Source organism: Thermopolyspora flexuosa, assembly GCF_006716785.1.
In the GTDB taxonomy this organism is placed as follows: Bacteria; Actinomycetota; Actinomycetes; order Streptosporangiales; family Streptosporangiaceae; genus Thermopolyspora; species Thermopolyspora flexuosa.
Genome location: NZ_VFPQ01000001.1, coordinates 4,436,133 through 4,453,579, shown reverse-complemented (window position 1 = coordinate 4,453,579; position 17,447 = coordinate 4,436,133). Strand labels below are relative to the sequence as shown.

Here is a 17,447-nt window from a genome sequence, read left to right as displayed (position 1 = left end):
ATACAAAGAGTGCTCGACGTCAACTTCTTCGACGAGCTTCGCATCGGTCTCGCCACGGCCGATGACATCCGTCAGTGGTCGCATGGCGAGGTGAAGAAGCCCGAGACCATCAACTACCGCACCCTCAAGCCGGAGAAGGACGGGCTCTTCTGCGAGAAGATCTTCGGCCCGACCCGGGACTGGGAGTGCTACTGCGGCAAGTACAAGCGGGTCCGGTTCAAGGGCATCATCTGTGAGCGCTGTGGCGTCGAGGTGACCCGTGCGAAGGTGCGCCGCGAGCGCATGGGCCACATCGAGCTTGCCGCCCCGGTCACCCACATCTGGTACTTCAAGGGCGTTCCCTCCCGGCTCGGGTACCTGCTCGACATCGCCCCGAAGGACCTGGAGAAGGTCATCTACTTCGCGGCGTACATGATCACCTGGGTCGACACCGAGGCGCGCGAGCGTGACCTGCCGTCGCTGGAGGCGAAGATCTCCGTCGAGCGGCAGCAGATCGAGCAGCGGCGCGACGCCGAGATCGAGGCCCGGCAGAAGAAGCTCGAGGCCGATCTCGCCGAGCTGGAGGCCGCCGGGGCCAAGGGCGACCAGCGCCGCAAGGTGCGCGAGGCCGCCGACCGCGAGATGCGGCAGATCCGCGAGCGGGCCCAGCGCGAGCTCGACCGCCTCGAGGAGGTCTGGACCCGGTTCAAGAACCTCAAGGTCCAGGACCTCGAGGGCGACGAGCTGCTCTACCGCGAGATGAAGGACCGGTTCGGCCGCTACTTCCGCGGTGGCATGGGCGCCCAGGCGATCAAGGAGCGGCTGGAGAGCTTCGACCTCGAGGCCGAGGCCGAGAAGCTGCGCGAGATCATCCGCACCGGCAAGGGCCAGAAGAAGGCCCGCGCGCTCAAGCGGCTCAAGGTCGTGGCCGCGTTCCTCAACACCCGCAACTCGCCCATGGGCATGGTGCTCGACTGCATCCCGGTGATCCCGCCGGACCTGCGGCCCATGGTGCAGCTCGACGGTGGCCGGTTCGCGACCTCCGACCTCAACGACCTCTACCGCCGGGTGATCAACCGGAACAACCGGCTGAAGAGGCTGCTCGACCTCGGCGCGCCCGAGATCATCGTCAACAACGAGAAGCGCATGCTGCAGGAGGCCGTCGACGCGCTGTTCGACAACGGCCGCCGCGGCCGTCCGGTGACCGGCCCGGGCAACCGCCCGCTGAAGTCGCTGTCCGACATGCTCAAGGGTAAGCAGGGCCGGTTCCGCCAGAACCTGCTCGGTAAGCGTGTCGACTACTCCGGCCGTTCGGTGATCGTCGTCGGCCCGCAGCTCAAGCTGCACCAGTGCGGTCTGCCCAAGCAGATGGCGCTGGAGCTGTTCAAGCCGTTCGTGATGAAGCGCCTGGTCGACCTGAACCACGCGCAGAACATCAAGTCGGCCAAGCGCATGGTGGAGCGGGCCCGCCCGGTCGTGTGGGACGTGCTCGAAGAGGTGATCGCCGAGCACCCGGTCCTGCTCAACCGTGCGCCGACCCTGCACCGCCTCGGCATCCAGGCGTTCGAGCCGCAGCTCGTCGAGGGCAAGGCGATCCAGATCCACCCGCTCGTCTGCACCGCGTTCAACGCGGACTTCGACGGCGACCAGATGGCGGTGCACCTGCCGCTGTCGGCCGAGGCGCAGGCCGAGGCCCGCATCCTGATGTTGTCGACGAACAACATCCTCAAGCCGGCGGACGGCAAGCCGGTGACGATGCCCACCCAGGACATGGTCATCGGCCTGTACTGGCTCACCACCATGGAGGAGGGCGCGCTCGGCGAGGGCCGTGCCTTCTCCTCGGTCGCCGAGGCGCTCATGGCGTACGACCGGCGTGAGCTCGACATGCAGGCCAAGATCAGGGTCCGCATGCGCAACGCGGTCCCGCCGCGCGACTGGCAGCCCCCCGAGGGCTGGCAGCCGGGCGACCCGTTCACGCTCGAGACCACGCTCGGCCGCTGCCTGTTCAACGAGACGCTGCCGGACGACTACCACTTCGTCAACCAGCAGGTCGGCAAGAAGCAGCTGTCCGGGATCGTCAACGAGCTCGCCGAGCGGTACCCGAAGGTGCAGCTCGCGGCCGCCCTCGACGCGCTCAAGGACGCCGGGTTCCACTGGGCGACCCGGGCCGGCGTCACGATCGCGATCGAGGACGTCGTGGCCCCGCCGCGCAAGGCCGAGATCATGGAGGAGTACGAGCGCCGCGCCGACAAGGTGCAGCGTGAGTACGAGCGCGGTCTGATCACCGACGAGGAGCGCCGCCAGGAGCTCATCGAGATCTGGACCCACGCGACCAGCGAGGTCACCGAGGACATGACCAAGGCGTTCCCGCGCAACAACCCGGTCTGGATGATGGTCCAGTCCGGTGCGCGAGGGAACCTCATGCAGGTCCGCCAGATCGCCGGTATCCGTGGCCTGGTGTCGAACACCAAGGGTGAGACGATCCCGCGGCCGATCAAGTCCTCGTTCCGCGAGGGCCTCTCGGTGCTCGAGTACTTCGTCTCCACCCACGGCCAGCGGAAGGGTCTCGCCGACACCGCGCTGCGTACCGCGGACTCCGGTTACCTCACCCGGCGTCTGGTCGACGTCGCGCAGGACGTCATCGTCCGCGAGGTCGACTGCGGCACCGACCGGGCCATCCCGCTGCGCGTGGCCGAGCGGAACTACCAGGGCAACCTGGTCAAGGCCGAGAGCGTGGAGAACAGCGTCCACGCGCGCATCCTCGCCGAGGACGTCGTGGTGGACGGCAAGCTCATCGCGGCGAAGGGCATCGACATCAACGACGCGATCGTCACCGCGCTGGTCGAGGCCGGCGTGGAGCAGATCCGGGTGCGCAGCCCGCTGGTCTGCGAGTCGAAGATCGGCGTCTGCGCGATGTGCTACGGCCGTTCGCTCGCGACCGGCAAGCTCGTCGACGTCGGCGAGGCGGTCGGCATCATCGCCGCCCAGTCGATCGGTGAGCCCGGTACCCAGCTGACCATGCGGACCTTCCACACCGGTGGTGTGGCGGGCGCCGACATCACCCACGGTCTGCCGCGTGTCACCGAGCTGTTCGAGGCGCGGGTCCCCAAGGGTGTCGCGCCGATCAGCGAGGCCTCCGGCCGGGTGCGCATCGACGAGACCGACAAGAGCCGGAAGATCGTCATCGTCCCGGACGACGGCTCGGACGAGATCTCCTACCCGGTCTCGATGCGGGCGCGCCTGCTGGTCTCCGAGGGCGACCACGTCGAGGTCGGCCAGCAGCTCGTCGCCGGTGCGGTCAACCCGAACGAGGTGCTGCGCATCCTCGGCCCGCGGGCGGTGCAGATGCACGTCGTGGCCGAGGTCCAGAAGGTGTACCGGTCGCAGGGTGTCTCGATCCACGACAAGCACATCGAGATCATCGTGCGCCAGATGCTCAAGCGGGTGAACGTGCTCGAGTCCGGCGACACCGACCTGCTCCCCGGCGAGCTGGTCGAGCGTCCGAAGTTCGAGCAGGTCAACCGCGAGGTCGTGGCCCAGGGCGGCCAGCCCGCCTCCGGCCGGCCGGTGCTCATGGGCATCACCAAGGCGTCGCTGGCGACCGAGTCGTGGCTGTCGGCGGCCTCCTTCCAGGAGACCACCCGGGTGCTCACCGACGCGGCGATCCACGCCAAGTCGGACCAGCTGCTCGGCCTGAAGGAGAACGTCATCATCGGTAAGCTCATCCCGGCCGGTACGGGCATGCCGCAGTACCGGAACATCCGGGTCGAGCCGACCGAGGAGGCGAAGGCCGCGATGTACACCGTCGGCGGCTACGACGGCTCGGCCACCGACTACACCTTCGGCTCGGGCACCGGCGAGGCGGTGCCGCTGGAGGAGTACGACTTCGGTCAGTACAACCGCTGACCCGTCCCGAACCCGAGAGGGTTCGGTGACCCCACCCGGACGCCCGGTCCCGCGAGGGCCGGGCGTTCCGGTTCTCATACGTATTTATTAGGGGTCTATTAGGGGGCCTTGCCGCGGCCATGGCGGGGCGGGTGCGCCGCGGCCCGTCCCGGAGGCCCTCCGCCGGCGGGCGCCGCGATCTCCGTGGGTTTTGACGACGGCAGGGTTTCGTTATCCGGATGTCGCCATTTGTACGCCGGGGGGTTGCGTGCGAATGCGTGAGGGACGGGCGGAGTGCCGCTACACTTGATCCGAGCCCATAACGTCCGGTGTCCGTCCCATGGCCAAGGACACCGGCGGTGAACCACAGTACGGCGGGATCCTCTGGATACCGTCGTTTTGACGCGATGCGAAGCCCTGGGTAGGCTTTTCCTTCGTGCCCGTGAGTTCATGGGCTCGCATGCGTGCGCTCGCCGCGGTCTGACGAGACCGGCGAGCACCGTGTGTCCCTCCTCCGCTCGACAGGCTCGGCTCCGGCGTGTCGGCACCTGCCGCGACACGCCCGACCGCGGGGGTCGGGGGAGACCACAAACCTGCAGGTCACGACACCGGCAGCACCTGCGAAAGCACAAGAACGAACTACCGGCGAATGCACGAACGGAGACGCGGTGCCCACGATTCAGCAGCTGGTCCGCAAGGGCCGCCAGGCAAAGGTCAGTAAGACCAAGACCCCGGCGCTCAAGGGGAGCCCGCAGCGGCGCGGCGTCTGCACGCGCGTCTACACCACCACCCCCAAGAAGCCGAACTCGGCGCTGCGCAAGGTGGCCCGCGTGCGGCTCTCCAACGGTATCGAGGTCACGGCCTACATCCCCGGGGTCGGTCACAACCTCCAGGAGCACTCGAACGTGCTGGTGCGCGGCGGTCGTGTGAAGGACCTGCCGGGTGTTCGTTACAAGATCATCCGCGGTGCGCTGGACACCCAGGGTGTCCGCAACCGCAAGCAGGCCCGCAGCCGTTACGGCGCGAAGAAGGAGAAGAGCTGACATGCCGCGGAAAGGCCCCGCTGGTCGCCGTCAGTTGGTCGCGGACCCGGTGTACGGCTCGCCGTTGGTGACCGCGCTCATCAACAAGGTGCTGCTGAACGGCAAGCGCTCGCTCGCGCAGCGCATTGTGTACGGCGCTCTCGAGGGCTGCCGGGAGAAGACCGGTAACGACCCGGTCGTCACCCTGAAGCGTGCCCTCGACAACGTGAAGCCCACCCTCGAGGTGCGCAGCCGCCGCGTCGGTGGCGCCACCTACCAGGTCCCGGTCGAGGTGCGTGCCGCTCGCAGCACCACGCTGGCGCTGCGCTGGATCGTGCAGTACGCCCGGCAGCGCCGGGAGAAGACGATGACCGAGCGGCTGATGAACGAGCTGCTCGACGCGAGCAACGGCCTTGGCGCCAGCGTGAAGCGGCGCGAGGACACCCACAAGATGGCCGAGTCCAACAAGGCCTTCGCCCACTACCGCTGGTAGCGGCAAGCCGGAATGGCGGGGACGCAGCCCCTGGCCGGCCCGGGTGAGAACAACGAGACGAGGACGCGACAAGTGGCCACTACGACCGCAACTGACCTGGCCAAGGTCCGCAACATCGGGATCATGGCCCATATCGACGCGGGCAAGACCACGACGACCGAGCGCATCCTGTTCTACACCGGCATCAACTACAAGATCGGTGAGACCCATGAGGGCTCGGCCACCATGGACTGGATGGAGCAGGAGCAGGAGCGTGGTATCACCATCACCTCCGCCGCGACCACCTGCTCCTGGCTCGGCCACACCATCAACATCATCGACACGCCCGGGCACGTCGACTTCACCATCGAGGTGGAGCGCTCGCTTCGCGTGCTCGACGGTGCCGTCGCGGTGTTCGACGCCGTGGCCGGTGTGGAGCCCCAGTCCGAGACGGTCTGGCGTCAGGCCGACCGGTACGGCGTGCCCCGCATCTGCTTCGTGAACAAGATGGACCGGGTCGGCGCGGAGTTCCACCGCTGCGTCGACATGATCGTGTCCAGGCTGAACGCCACCCCGCTGCCGATCCAGCTGCCGCTCGGCGTCGAGGCCGACTTCCGGGGCGTCATCGACCTGGTGAAGATGAAGTCCCTGGTCTGGCGGGCCGAGGCGGTAAAGGGCGAGATGTACGACGTCATCGAGATCGACGCCGACCACATCGACGCCGCCCGCGAGTGGCGGGAGAAGCTGCTCGAGACGATCGCCGAGAACGACGACGAGATCATGGAGCTCTACCTCGAGGGCACCGAGCCCACCGAGGAGCAGCTCATCGCGGCGATCCGGCGCGCGACCATCGCCGGCAAGGTGACGCCGGTGCTGTGCGGCAGCGCGTTCAAGAACAAGGGTGTGCAGCCGCTGCTCGACGCGATCGTCAACTACCTGCCGGCCCCGACCGACATCCCGTCGATCAAGGGCCACGCGGTCGGCAACGAGGACGAGGAGATCGAGCGGCACTCCGACCCCGCGGAGCCGTTCGCCGCCCTCGCCTTCAAGATCATGAGCGACCAGCACCTTGGCCGCCTCACCTACATCCGGATCTACTCGGGCAAGCTCGAGAACGGCATGCAGGTGTACAACTCGGTCAAGGGCAAGAAGGAGCGCATCGGCAAGATCTTCCAGATGCACGCCAACAAGCGCGAGGAGCGCCAGTCGGCGTCCGCCGGGCAGATCGTCGCCGTGATGGGCCTGAAGGACACCACCACGGGTGACACGCTCTGCGACATCAACAACCCGGTGGTTCTGGAGTCGATGACGTTCCCCGCCCCGGTCATCAACGTCGCGATCGAGCCGAAGACCAAGGGCGACCAGGAGAAGCTGTCGACCGCGATCCAGCGCCTCGCCGAGGAGGACCCGTCCTTCCAGGTCCGCCGCGACGAGGAGACCGGTCAGACGGTGATCTGGGGTATGGGCGAGCTCCACCTCGAGATCATCATCGACCGCATGCGCCGCGAGTTCAAGGTCGAGGCGAACGTCGGCCGCCCCCAGGTCGCCTACCGGGAGACCATCCGCCGCAAGGTCGAGGGTGTCGAGTGCACCTTCAAGAAGCAGACCGGTGGTGCCGGTCAGTACGCGAAGGTGGTCATCGACCTCGAGCCGCTGGGCGAGGGCAACGACGGCTACGAGTTCCAGAACAACATCACCGGTGGGCGCATCCCGCGCGAGTTCATCCCCTCGGTGGACGCGGGCGCCCAGGAGGCCGCCGAGTTCGGCGTGCTCGCCGGCTACCCGATGGTCGGCGTGAAGGTGACCCTGCAGGACGGCGCCTACCACGAGGTCGACTCCTCGGAGATGGCCTTCAAGATCGCGGGTTCCATGGCCTTCAAGGAGGCCGCCCGCAAGGCGGAGCCCGTGCTGCTCGAGCCGGTGATGTCGGTCGAGGTCACCACCCCTGAGGAGTACATGGGCGACGTCATCGGCGACCTCAACGGCCGCCGGGGACAGATCCAGGCCATGGAGGACCGCGCAGGGGCGAAGGTGATCCGCGCTTTGGTCCCGCTGTCAGAGATGTTCGGGTATGTGGGTGACCTGCGCAGCAGGACCCAGGGCCGGGCGGTCTACAGCATGCAGTTCGACTCCTACGCGGAGGTGCCGGAGGGCATCGCCAAGGAGATCGTCGCGAAGGCCCGCGGCGAGTAACCGTCCGGGCCGGAGTAACAGCGCAAGTCCAGTCAGAAATCTCTAAGGAGACAGATCCAGTGGCCAAGGCCAAGTTCGAGCGGACCAAGCCGCACGTGAACATCGGCACCATTGGGCACATCGACCACGGCAAGACCACTCTGACCGCGGCGATCACCAAGGTGCTCCACGACCGTTACCCGGAGCTGAACGAGGCGACCCCGTTCGACAAGATCGACAAGGCGCCTGAGGAGAAGGCCCGCGGTATCACCATCTCCATCTCGCACGTCGAGTACCAGACCGAGAAGCGGCACTACGCGCACGTCGACTGCCCGGGTCACGCCGACTACGTGAAGAACATGATCACCGGTGCGGCCCAGATGGACGGCGCCATCCTCGTGGTCGCCGCGACCGACGGCCCGATGCCGCAGACCAAGGAGCACGTGCTCCTGGCCCGCCAGGTCGGCGTGCCGTACATCGTCGTCGCGCTCAACAAGGCCGACATGGTCGACGACGAGGAGATCCTCGAGCTGGTCGAGCTCGAGGTCCGCGAGCTCCTCAGCGCCCAGGAGTTCCCGGGCGACGAGGTCCCGGTCATCCGCGTCTCCGCGCTCAAGGCTCTCGAGGGCGACCCGAAGTGGGCCGACTCGATCATCGAGCTCATGAACGCGGTCGACGAGCACGTGCCGGAGCCGACCCGTGACATCGACAAGCCGTTCCTCATGCCGATCGAGGACGTCTTCTCGATCACCGGTCGCGGTACCGTGGTCACCGGCCGTATCGAGCGCGGCACCGTCAAGGTGAACGACACGGTCGAGATCGTCGGTATCAAGGAGAAGAGCCTCACGACGACCGTCACCGGCGTCGAGATGTTCCGCAAGCTCCTCGACGAGGGCCGCGCCGGCGACAACGTCGGTCTGCTGCTCCGTGGCGTGAAGCGCGAGGAGGTCGAGCGCGGCCAGTGTGTCATCAAGCCGGGCACGACCACCCCGCACACCGAGTTCGAGGCGCAGGTCTACGTCCTCGCCAAGGACGAGGGTGGCCGGCACACGCCGTTCTTCAACAACTACCGGCCGCAGTTCTACTTCCGGACCACCGACGTCACCGGTGTGGTTCACCTGCCCGAGGGCGTCGAGATGGTCATGCCCGGCGACAACACCACGATGCGTGTCGAGCTCATCCAGCCGGTCGCGATGGAGGAGGGCCTCAAGTTCGCGATCCGTGAGGGTGGCCGTACCGTCGGCGCCGGCAACGTAACCAAGATCATCAAGTAGTTCGACCGCGGGGCGGCGGTCGGCCCCAACCCGGGGCCGACCGCCTAACCATGGGAGACGGCCGAGCCGGGCTCGCCGCGGCGCTCAGGATCGTGCGCCATGGGGCACCGCCCGCAGGACGACTCACAACAACGGCGGCAATCAGACCGCGTGAAGCTTCTACAGGACGACAGCGAAGGACACCGAGGCCACTATGGCGGGACAGAAGATCCGCATCCGGCTTAAGGCCTATGACCACGAGGTCATCGACAGCTCGGCCAAGAAGATCGTTGAGACGGTGACGCGGACCGGAGCGAAGGTCGCGGGCCCGGTGCCGCTGCCGACCGAGAAGAACGTGTATTGCGTCATCCGCTCGCCGCACAAGTACAAGGACAGCCGCGAGCACTTCGAGATGCGCACGCACAAGCGGCTGATTGACATCATCGACCCGACGCCGAAGACGGTCGACTCGCTCATGCGGCTCGACCTGCCTGCGGGCGTCGACATCTCGATCAAGCTCTGAGGGAACGCACTGACATGGCTAAGCAGATCAAGGGCGTCCTGGGCAAGAAGCTCGGCATGACCCAGGTCTTCGACGAGAACAACCGGGTCGTCCCGGTCACCGTCGTCGAGGCCGGTCCGTGCGTGGTGACCCGCGTCCGCACTCCCGAGCGGGACGGTTACTCGGCCATCCAGCTCGGCTATGGGCAGGTGGATCCGCGCAAGGTGAACAAGCCGCTCGGTGACTACCTGCGCAAGCACAACATCACTCCGCGTCGCTACTTCGCGGAGATCCGCACCGACGACGCCGCCGAGTACCAGATCGGCCAGGAGATCCGGGTCGACATCTTCGAGCCCGGTCAGTACGTCGACGTGACCGGCCGGAGCAAGGGTAAGGGCTTCGCCGGCGTCATGAAGCGGCACGGCTTCGGCGGTCTGGGCGCCTCGCACGGTACCCAGCGCAAGCACCGTTCGCCCGGTTCCATCGGCGCGTGCGCCACCCCCGGCCGCGTCTTCAAGGGTCTGCGCATGGCGGGCCGCATGGGCAACGCCCGCACCACCGTGCAGAACCTGAAGGTGCAGGCGGTCGACGCGGAGAAGGGGCTCATCCTCGTCAAGGGCGCCGTCCCCGGCCCGAACGGGGGCCTCGTCCTCATCCGCACCGCTGTCAAGAAGGGAGCCGTGGCCAAGTGACGACGACGATCGACGTCCGGGACGCCAGCGGCGCCACGACCGGCACGGTGGAGCTGCCGGACAGCATCTTCGCCGCCAAGGTGAACGTCCCGCTGATCCACCAGGTCGTGGTCGCGCAGCTCGCGGCGAGCCGGCAGGGTACGCACAAGACCAAGACCCGGGGCGAGGTCTCCGGTGGTGGCAAGAAGCCGTACCGCCAGAAGGGCACCGGCCGGGCCCGCCAGGGTTCGACCCGGGCTCCCCAGTTCACCGGTGGTGGCACCGTCCACGGCCCCGTGCCGCGGGACTACTCCCAGCGGACCCCGAAGAAGATGAAGGCCGCCGCGCTACGCGGCGCGCTGTCGGACCGGGCCAAGGCCGGCCGCGTGCACGTGGTGACCGAGCTGATCTCCGGTGACACCCCCAAGACCAAGGAGGCCCTGGCCGCGCTGCGCCGCATCACGCAGGCCAAGACCGTGCTGGTCGTGGTGGACGAGGGCGACCGCACCACCTGGCTGAGCCTGCGCAACGTGCCGGAGGTGCACCTGCTGGACGCCGGCCAGCTCAACACCTACGACGTGCTGTGCAACGAGGACGTGGTCTTCACCCGGGCGGCCTATGACAAGGTCGTGGCCCGGCTGAGCAAGAGCGGGAAGGACAACGAGTAATGGAGAAGATCGCCGACCCGCGCGACATCATCATCAAGCCGGTCATCTCCGAGAAGAGCTACGGCCTGATCGACGAGTACAACAAGTACACGTTCCTGGTCCACCCGGACGCGAACAAGACGCAGGTCAAGATCGCCGTTGAGAAGATCTTCGGCGTCAAGGTGACGGGCGTGAACACCATCAACCGCAAGGGCAAGCGCAAGCGCACCCGGCGCGGTGAGGGCAAGCGCCCGGACACCAAGCGCGCGATCGTCAGCCTCGCCGAGGGCGACCGGATCGACATCTTCGGCCCGGTCGGCTGAGGCGGGCGGGCGACCGACCCCGCAGGGGAGCGCCGATCCGCCACCGGACCCCGGCGCCCTCCCTCGCCGCGACGCAGTGCAGCCCTCCACAGGGTTCCAGAGGCGTCGTAACCGAACACGAACAGGGATGAACGAAAAAGATGGGCATCCGTAAATACAAGCCGACGACGCCCGGTCGTCGTGGGGCGAGCGTCTCGGACTTCGCCGAGATCACCCGCAGCCGGCCGGAGAAGTCGCTGCTCCGCCCCCTGCACAGTAAGGGCGGGCGGAACGCGCACGGTCGCGTGACCGCGCGCCACCAGGGCGGCGGCCACAAGCGTGCGTACCGCATCATCGACTTCCGCAGGAACGACAAGGACGGGATCCCGGCGAAGGTCGCGCACATCGAGTACGACCCGAACCGCACCTCCCGTATCGCGCTGCTGCACTACGCGGACGGCGAGAAGCGCTACATCCTCGCCCCGGCGGGGATCAAGCAGGGCGACCGGATCGAGAACGGCCCCGGCGCCGACATCAAGCCGGGCAACTGCCTGCCGCTGCGCAACATCCCCACCGGTACGTTCGTGCACGCGGTGGAGCTGAAGCCGGGCGGTGGCGCCAAGCTCGGGCGTTCGGCCGGCGCGCAGATCCAGCTGCTCGCCAAGGAGGGCATGTACGCCACGCTGCGTATGCCGTCCGGCGAGGTGCGCATGGTCGACGTGCGCTGCCGGGCCACGGTGGGCCAGGTCGGCAACGCCGAGCAGTCCAACATCAACTGGGGCAAGGCCGGCCGTATGCGCTGGAAGGGCAAGCGCCCCAGCGTCCGTGGCGTGGCGATGAACCCGGTCGACCACCCGCACGGTGGTGGTGAGGGCAAGACCTCCGGTGGTCGCCACCCGGTGAACCCGAAGGGTAAGCCGGAGGGCCGTACCCGCAAGGCGAAGAAGCCCAGTGACCGGCTGATCATCCGTCGTCGGGCCAAGAAGAAGCGGTAGGAGCAGCCGAGATGCCACGTAGCCTCAAGAAGGGCCCCTTCGTGGACGATCACCTGATGAAGAAGGTGATCGCGCAGAACGAGAAGGGCACCAAGAACGTCATCAAGACGTGGTCGCGGCGCTCGATGATCGTGCCGGAGATGATCGGCCACACGATCGCCGTGCACGACGGCCGCAAGCACGTCCCGGTGTTCATCACCGAGCAGATGATCGGCCACAAGCTCGGAGAGTTCGCGCCCACGCGGACGTTCCGCAGCCACGTCAAGGAAGAACGGCGCAGCCGACGGTAACCGCCAGGTAGCGAGGAGATTGCGATGGAAGCGAGGGCCACGGCGCGGTTCGTCCGCGTCACGCCCCGGAAGGCCCGCCGCGTGGTGGACCTGATTCGCGGGCTGCCCGCCTCGGAGGCGCAGGCCGTGCTGCGGTTCGCTCCCCAGCGGGCCAGCGAGACCGTGTACAAGGTGCTGGCGAGCGCGATGGCGAACGCCGAGCACAACTTCAAGCTCGACCGCGACACGCTGGTCGTCAGCCGCGCGTGGGTCGACGAGGGCCCGACGCTGAAGCGGTACCGCGCCCGCGCGCAGGGCCGCGCCTTCCGGATCAACAAGCGGACGAGCCACATCACCGTTGTCGTCGAGTCCCGGCCCGAGGCCAACGCGGGCCGTGGCAAGCCGAAGGGAAGGACCCGCTAGTGGGGCAGAAAGTCAACCCGCACGGGTTCCGCCTCGGTATCACCACCGACCACAAGAGCCGGTGGTACGCCGACAAGCTGTACAAGGCCTACGTGGCCGAGGACGTCGCCATCCGCCGCATGCTGCAGCGCGGCATGGAGCGGGCCGGGATCTCCAAGGTCGAGATCGAGCGCACCACCGACCGTGTGCAGGTGGACATCCACACCGCGCGGCCTGGCATCGTCATCGGGCGTCGGGGCGCCGAGGCGGACCGTATCCGTAGCGACCTCGAGAAGCTGACCAAGAAGCAGGTCCAGCTCAACATCCTCGAGGTGAAGAACCCCGAGATCGACGCGCAGCTCGTCGCCCAGGGGGTGGCCGAGCAGCTGTCGAGCCGCGTCTCGTTCCGCCGCGCGATGCGGAAGGCGATGCAGTCCGCGATGAAGAGCGGCGCGAAGGGTATCCGGGTGCAGTGCTCGGGCCGTCTCGGCGGCGCCGAGATGTCGCGCTCGGAGTTCTACCGCGAGGGCCGCGTGCCGCTGCACACGCTGCGCGCCGACATCGACTACGGCTTCTACGAGGCCCGCACCACCTTCGGCCGGATCGGCGTGAAGGTGTGGATCTACAAGGGCGACGCCCCGACGAGCCGGGCCGAGCGTGAGGCCGCGGCGGCCGGCGCCCGCGCCGGGCAGCGCCGCGACGACCGTCGCGACCGCCCGCGCCGCGAGCGTCCGCGCCGGAGCCGTGGCGAGCGCCAGGCCAAGTCCGAGGCGGCCGCCCAGGCCGCCGCCGCCGAGGCCGCGCAGGCCGCACAGCAAGGGGAGGCAAGCTGACATGCTGATCCCGCGCAAGGTCAAGCACCGTAAGCAGCACCGGCCGAAGCGCAGCGGCATGGCCAAGGGCGGCACCAAGGTGCACTTCGGCGAGTACGGCATCCAGGCGCTCGAGCAGGCCTACGTCACCAACCGGCAGATCGAGGCCGCCCGTATCGCCATGACCCGGCACATCCGCCGTGGCGGAAAGGTCTGGATCAACATCTTCCCGGACCGCCCGCTCACCAAGAAGCCGGCCGAGACCCGTATGGGTTCCGGTAAGGGCTCGCCGGAGTGGTGGGTCGCGAACGTCAAGCCGGGGCGCGTGATGTTCGAGCTCGCGGGCGTCGCCGAGCCGGTGGCCCGCGAGGCGCTGCGTCGCGCCATGCACAAGCTCCCGATGAAGTGCCGCTTTGTGAAGCGGGAAGTGGGTGAAGCCTGATGGCTAAGGGCCTGACCGCGGAAGAACTGCGGCCGCTGGAGCACGACGAGCTGGTCCAGAAGCTGAAGGAGGCCAAGGAGGAGCTCTTCAACCTCCGCTTCCAGTCGGCGACCGGGCAGCTCGAGAACACCGCCAGGCTGCGCCAAGTCCGGCGCGAGATCGCTCGAATCTACACCGTGATGCGCGAGCGCGAGCTCGGGATCATCAAGATCGAGAAGGAGGAGAGCGAGTGAGCGAGGCTGCGCAGCAGGCGGGCAAGACGCGGAACTACCGCAAGACCCGTGAGGGCCTCGTGGTCAGCGACAAGATGGACAAGACCGTTGTGGTCTCCGTCGAGGACCGCGTCAAGCACCCGCTGTACGGCAAGGTCATCCGCCGTACCAAGAAGTACAAGGCCCACGACGAGAACAACGCCTGCAGCGTCGGCGACCGCGTGCTCCTGATGGAGACCCGGCCGCTGTCGGCCACCAAGCGGTGGCGCGTGGTCGAGATTCTCGAGAAGGCCAAGTGACCGGTGCGGGGCCGCAAGGCCCCGCCACCCCCTTTATCACGGGGGATCAGACAAAGTTGGTTCCGCCAGGCTCAGAGATGAGAACCGGCGTGACACACGGGAGTTGACGTGATCCAGCAGGAGTCGCGACTCAAGGTCGCCGACAACACGGGTGCCAAGGAGATTCTGTGCATCCGCGTGCTCGGCGGCTCGGGTCGGCGCTACGCGGGTATCGGCGACGTCATCGTCGCGACGGTGAAGGACGCCCTTCCCGGCGCCGGTGTCAAGAAGGGTGACGTGGTCAAGGCTGTCGTGGTGCGCACCACCAAGGAGCGCCGCCGCCCCGACGGCTCCTACATCCGCTTTGACGAGAACGCCGCCGTCCTGATCAAGGACAGCGGCGATCCGCGTGGCACGCGTATCTTCGGCCCGGTCGGCCGGGAGCTGCGCGAGAAGAAGTTCATGCGCATCATCTCGCTCGCCCCGGAGGTGATCTGAGTGCCGCCGAAGCTGCACGTGAAGAAGGGTGACTACGTCCAGGTCATCGCCGGCAAGGACAAGGGGGCGAAGGGCCGCATCATCGCCGCCTACCCGCGGGAGCAGCGCGTGGTGGTCGAGGGCGTCAACATGATCACCAAGCACTCGAAGGTGACCCACCAGGGTCCCCGCGCCGGCCAGGGCGGCGTGCGCCGCATGGAGGCCCCCATCCACGTGAGCAACGTCAAGAAGCTCAAGGAAGAGCCGCCGAAGAAGGACGACGACAAGCCCGCGAAGAAGACCTCGAAGAGCGAGGCCGACGAATCGGGTGAGGACAGCTGATGACCGCCACCGTAACCGAGGTCGCCTACGACGGGCCTCGCCTCAAGCACCGCTACCGTAACGAGATCGCGCCGAAGCTGCGCGAGGAGTTCGGCATCCGCAACATCATGCAGGTCCCCACGGTGACCAAGGTCAAGGTCAACATGGGGATCGGCGAGGCGGCCCGGGACTCCAAGCTCATCGAGGGCGCGATCCGCGACCTGGCCGCGATCACCGGCCAGAAGCCGGCGATCGCCCGGGCGCGCCGCTCGATCGCGCAGTTCAAGCTCCGTGAGGGCATGCCGATCGGCGCGCACGTCACGCTGCGCGGCGACCGCATGTGGGAGTTCCTCGACCGGCTGCTGACGCTCGCGCTGCCCCGGATCCGTGACTTCCGCGGCCTGTCGCCGAACCAGTTCGACGGCCACGGGAACTACACCTTCGGTCTCACCGAGCAGGTGATGTTCCACGAGGTCGACCAGGACCGCGTGGACCGGCCGCGGGGCATGGACATCACGGTCGTGACGTCGGCGCCGAACGACGAGCTGGGCCGGGCGCTGCTGAAGCACCTCGGCTTCCCCTTCAAGGAAGCGTAGAAGAGGAGAGACGATCATGGCGAAGAAAGCGCTGATCGCCAAGGCGGCGCGGAAGCCCAAGTTCAAGGTCCGTGCCTACACCCGGTGCACGCGCTGCGGGCGGCCGCGCGCCGTGTTCCGCAAGTTCGGCCTGTGCCGGATCTGCTTCCGCGAGATGGCGCACCGCGGCGAGCTGCCCGGTATCACCAAGTCGAGCTGGTAGGCCGAGCCCGACGCTCGGCGTCCCGAGGAGTTGTACACCCAGGACGTGGCCGGAGCAGGCGATGGGAGGCGACCACCCCACGCCGGCCCCGGTGACGTCCGCCTGGACACCGCAGGTCCTGCAAGAGGGAAACCGCGGTGAGGAAGGCCAGCGGCCATGACGATGACCGACCCGATCGCAGACATGCTGACGCGTCTGCGTAACGCGAATGCGGCATACCACGACACCGTGACCATGCCGTACTCGAAGATCAAGGCGCACATCGCCGAGATCCTCCAGCAGGAGGGCTACATTCAGAGCTGGTCCGTCGAGGACGGCAAGGTCGGCCGGAACCTCGTGGTGGAGCTGAAGTACGGCCCCAGCCGTGAGCGGGCCATCTCGGGCCTGCGGCGGGTCTCCAAGCCCGGCCTGCGGGTCTATGCGAAGAAGGACAACCTGCCGCGGGTCCTGGGCGGCCTGGGCGTCGCGATCATCTCGACGTCCGCCGGCCTGATGACCGACAAGCAGGCCAAGAAGCGTGGAGTGGGCGGGGAAGTCCTCGCCTACGTGTGGTGACGAGGGGAGGAGGCACAGCATGTCGCGAGTCGGACGGCAGCCCATCCCCGTACCCAGCGGCGTGGACGTCACGATCGACGGCCAGCAGGTCACGGTCAAGGGCCCCAAGGGCACGCTGACCCACACGGTCGCCGAGCCGATCAAGGTCACCCGTGACGACGACGGGATGATCCGGGTCACGCGGCCCAGTGACGAGAAGAAGGTCCGTGCGCTGCACGGCCTGTCCCGCACCCTGATCGCCAACATGGTGACCGGGGTGACCGAGGGCTACACCAAGACGCTGGAGATCCACGGCGTCGGCTACCGCGTCCAGGCGAAGGGCCCGCAGCAGCTCGAGTTCTCGCTGGGCTACAGCCACCCGGTGATCGTGAACGCCCCCGAGGGCATCACCTTCCGCGTCGAGAAGCCCACGCTGTTCCACGTGGACGGCATCGACAAGCAGAAGGTCGGTGAGGTGGCCGCCAACATCCGTAAGCTCCGCAAGCCCGACCCGTACAAGGGCAAGGGCGTGCGGTACCTGGGCGAGGCCATCCGCCGCAAGGTCGGAAAGGCTGGTAAGTAGTCATGGCCTTCACGTACGGCAAGGTCAGGAAGCGCACCGCCCCGCGTACCGTCGCGCGTCTGCGTCGCCACCGGCGTGTCCGCAAGAAGGTCATGGGTACTGCCGAGCGGCCGCGGGTCGTCGTCAACCGGACCACGCGCCACATGTGGGTGCAGGTCATCGACGACACCGTCGGCCACACCCTGCTCAGCGTCTCCACGCTCGACCCGAGCCTGCGGGACGCGGAAGGTACCAAGACCGACAAGGCCAGGAAGGTCGGCGCCCTGCTCGCCGAGCGGGCCAAGGCCCGCGGCATCCAGAAGGTCGTCTTCGACCGTGGCGGCTACCGCTACGCCGGGCGCATCGCCGCCCTGGCCGACAGTGCCCGTGAGGGTGGGCTGGAGTTCTGACATGGTGCCCACCCGTACCGAGAACGAGAA

At 67.6% G+C, this 17,447-nt stretch carries 23 protein-coding genes; all 23 read left to right on the top strand.

The window, feature by feature from the left end; translation table 11 throughout:
• The first annotated feature begins 9 nt into the window (after positions 1-9).
• The 23 genes from FHX40_RS18970 (at position 10) to rplR (ending at position 17,417) form a co-directional block, all read left to right on the top strand.
• Complete coding sequence (locus FHX40_RS18970; protein ID WP_142260873.1) at positions 10-3,885, top strand: DNA-directed RNA polymerase subunit beta'; 3,876 nt, start codon at positions 10-12, stop codon at positions 3,883-3,885.
• Positions 3,886-4,532: 647 nt separating this feature from the next.
• On the top strand, positions 4,533-4,907 hold the full coding sequence (rpsL, locus tag FHX40_RS18965) for a 30S ribosomal protein S12 (protein ID WP_142260872.1): 375 nt from the start codon (positions 4,533-4,535) through the stop codon (positions 4,905-4,907).
• Between the two features lies 1 nt (position 4,908).
• Positions 4,909-5,379 (top strand): 30S ribosomal protein S7, encoded by a 471-nt coding sequence (gene rpsG, locus FHX40_RS18960; RefSeq protein ID WP_142260871.1) that lies wholly within the window; start codon positions 4,909-4,911, stop codon positions 5,377-5,379.
• Positions 5,380-5,502: 123 nt separating this feature from the next.
• Complete coding sequence (gene fusA, locus FHX40_RS18955; protein WP_229789178.1) at positions 5,503-7,551, top strand: elongation factor G; 2,049 nt, start codon at positions 5,503-5,505, stop codon at positions 7,549-7,551.
• 59 nt (positions 7,552-7,610) lie between these two features.
• Positions 7,611-8,804 carry an elongation factor Tu gene (gene tuf, locus FHX40_RS18950; RefSeq protein WP_142260869.1) on the top strand — a complete coding sequence of 398 codons (1,194 nt, stop codon included), beginning with the start codon at positions 7,611-7,613 and terminating at the stop codon, positions 8,802-8,804.
• A gap of 193 nt (positions 8,805-8,997) precedes the next feature.
• Complete coding sequence (rpsJ, locus tag FHX40_RS18945) at positions 8,998-9,306, top strand: 30S ribosomal protein S10 (RefSeq protein WP_012887830.1); 309 nt, start codon at positions 8,998-9,000, stop codon at positions 9,304-9,306.
• A gap of 14 nt (positions 9,307-9,320) precedes the next feature.
• Positions 9,321-9,977: a 50S ribosomal protein L3 gene (gene rplC / locus FHX40_RS18940; RefSeq protein WP_142260868.1), complete on the top strand. Its 657-nt coding sequence runs from the start codon at positions 9,321-9,323 to the stop codon at positions 9,975-9,977.
• Complete coding sequence (rplD, locus tag FHX40_RS18935) at positions 9,974-10,624, top strand: 50S ribosomal protein L4 (RefSeq protein WP_142260867.1); 651 nt, start codon at positions 9,974-9,976, stop codon at positions 10,622-10,624. Before rplC ends, rplD begins: the two co-directional genes overlap by 4 nt.
• A complete protein-coding gene (gene rplW, locus FHX40_RS18930) occupies positions 10,624-10,926 on the top strand; it encodes a 50S ribosomal protein L23 (RefSeq protein ID WP_142260866.1) in 303 nt (100 codons plus the stop codon). The genes rplD and rplW overlap by 1 nt, the downstream gene beginning before the upstream one ends.
• 140 nt (positions 10,927-11,066) lie before the next feature.
• Positions 11,067-11,900, top strand: a complete 834-nt coding sequence (gene rplB / locus FHX40_RS18925; RefSeq protein ID WP_142260865.1) for a 50S ribosomal protein L2 — start codon at positions 11,067-11,069, stop codon at positions 11,898-11,900.
• 11 nt (positions 11,901-11,911) lie between these two features.
• Positions 11,912-12,190 carry a 30S ribosomal protein S19 gene (rpsS, locus tag FHX40_RS18920; RefSeq protein ID WP_142260864.1) on the top strand — a complete coding sequence of 93 codons (279 nt, stop codon included), beginning with the start codon at positions 11,912-11,914 and terminating at the stop codon, positions 12,188-12,190.
• A 24-nt stretch (positions 12,191-12,214) separates the two neighbouring features.
• The gene (gene rplV / locus FHX40_RS18915; RefSeq protein WP_142260863.1) at positions 12,215-12,592 is read left to right on the top strand and encodes a 50S ribosomal protein L22; all 378 of its coding nucleotides are present in this window, start codon (positions 12,215-12,217) and stop codon (positions 12,590-12,592) included.
• The gene (gene rpsC / locus FHX40_RS18910; RefSeq protein ID WP_142260862.1) at positions 12,592-13,404 is read left to right on the top strand and encodes a 30S ribosomal protein S3; all 813 of its coding nucleotides are present in this window, start codon (positions 12,592-12,594) and stop codon (positions 13,402-13,404) included. The genes rplV and rpsC overlap by 1 nt, the downstream gene beginning before the upstream one ends.
• A 1-nt stretch (position 13,405) precedes the next feature.
• Complete coding sequence (gene rplP / locus FHX40_RS18905; protein ID WP_142260861.1) at positions 13,406-13,825, top strand: 50S ribosomal protein L16; 420 nt, start codon at positions 13,406-13,408, stop codon at positions 13,823-13,825.
• Positions 13,825-14,058, top strand: coding sequence for a 50S ribosomal protein L29 (rpmC, locus tag FHX40_RS18900; RefSeq protein ID WP_142260860.1), 234 nt, complete (start codon positions 13,825-13,827; stop codon positions 14,056-14,058). The genes rplP and rpmC overlap by 1 nt, the downstream gene beginning before the upstream one ends.
• A complete protein-coding gene (gene rpsQ, locus FHX40_RS18895) occupies positions 14,055-14,336 on the top strand; it encodes a 30S ribosomal protein S17 (RefSeq protein WP_142260859.1) in 282 nt (93 codons plus the stop codon). The genes rpmC and rpsQ overlap by 4 nt, the downstream gene beginning before the upstream one ends.
• A gap of 108 nt (positions 14,337-14,444) precedes the next feature.
• Positions 14,445-14,813, top strand: a complete 369-nt coding sequence (gene rplN, locus FHX40_RS18890; RefSeq protein ID WP_142260858.1) for a 50S ribosomal protein L14 — start codon at positions 14,445-14,447, stop codon at positions 14,811-14,813.
• A complete protein-coding gene (gene rplX, locus FHX40_RS18885; RefSeq protein WP_425329288.1) occupies positions 14,814-15,134 on the top strand; it encodes a 50S ribosomal protein L24 in 321 nt (106 codons plus the stop codon).
• Entirely contained in the window at positions 15,134-15,709 is a 576-nt protein-coding gene (gene rplE / locus FHX40_RS18880; RefSeq protein ID WP_142260857.1) for a 50S ribosomal protein L5, read from the top strand. The genes rplX and rplE overlap by 1 nt, the downstream gene beginning before the upstream one ends.
• Before the next feature lie 16 nt (positions 15,710-15,725).
• The gene (locus FHX40_RS18875) at positions 15,726-15,911 is read left to right on the top strand and encodes a type Z 30S ribosomal protein S14 (protein ID WP_142260856.1); all 186 of its coding nucleotides are present in this window, start codon (positions 15,726-15,728) and stop codon (positions 15,909-15,911) included.
• 156 nt (positions 15,912-16,067) lie between these two features.
• Entirely contained in the window at positions 16,068-16,466 is a 399-nt protein-coding gene (gene rpsH / locus FHX40_RS18870) for a 30S ribosomal protein S8 (protein WP_142260855.1), read from the top strand.
• A gap of 19 nt (positions 16,467-16,485) precedes the next feature.
• Positions 16,486-17,028 (top strand): 50S ribosomal protein L6, encoded by a 543-nt coding sequence (gene rplF, locus FHX40_RS18865; RefSeq protein WP_142260854.1) that lies wholly within the window; start codon positions 16,486-16,488, stop codon positions 17,026-17,028.
• A 2-nt stretch (positions 17,029-17,030) separates the two neighbouring features.
• Entirely contained in the window at positions 17,031-17,417 is a 387-nt protein-coding gene (gene rplR / locus FHX40_RS18860) for a 50S ribosomal protein L18 (RefSeq protein WP_142260853.1), read from the top strand.
• The last annotated feature ends 30 nt before the right edge of the window (positions 17,418-17,447 follow it).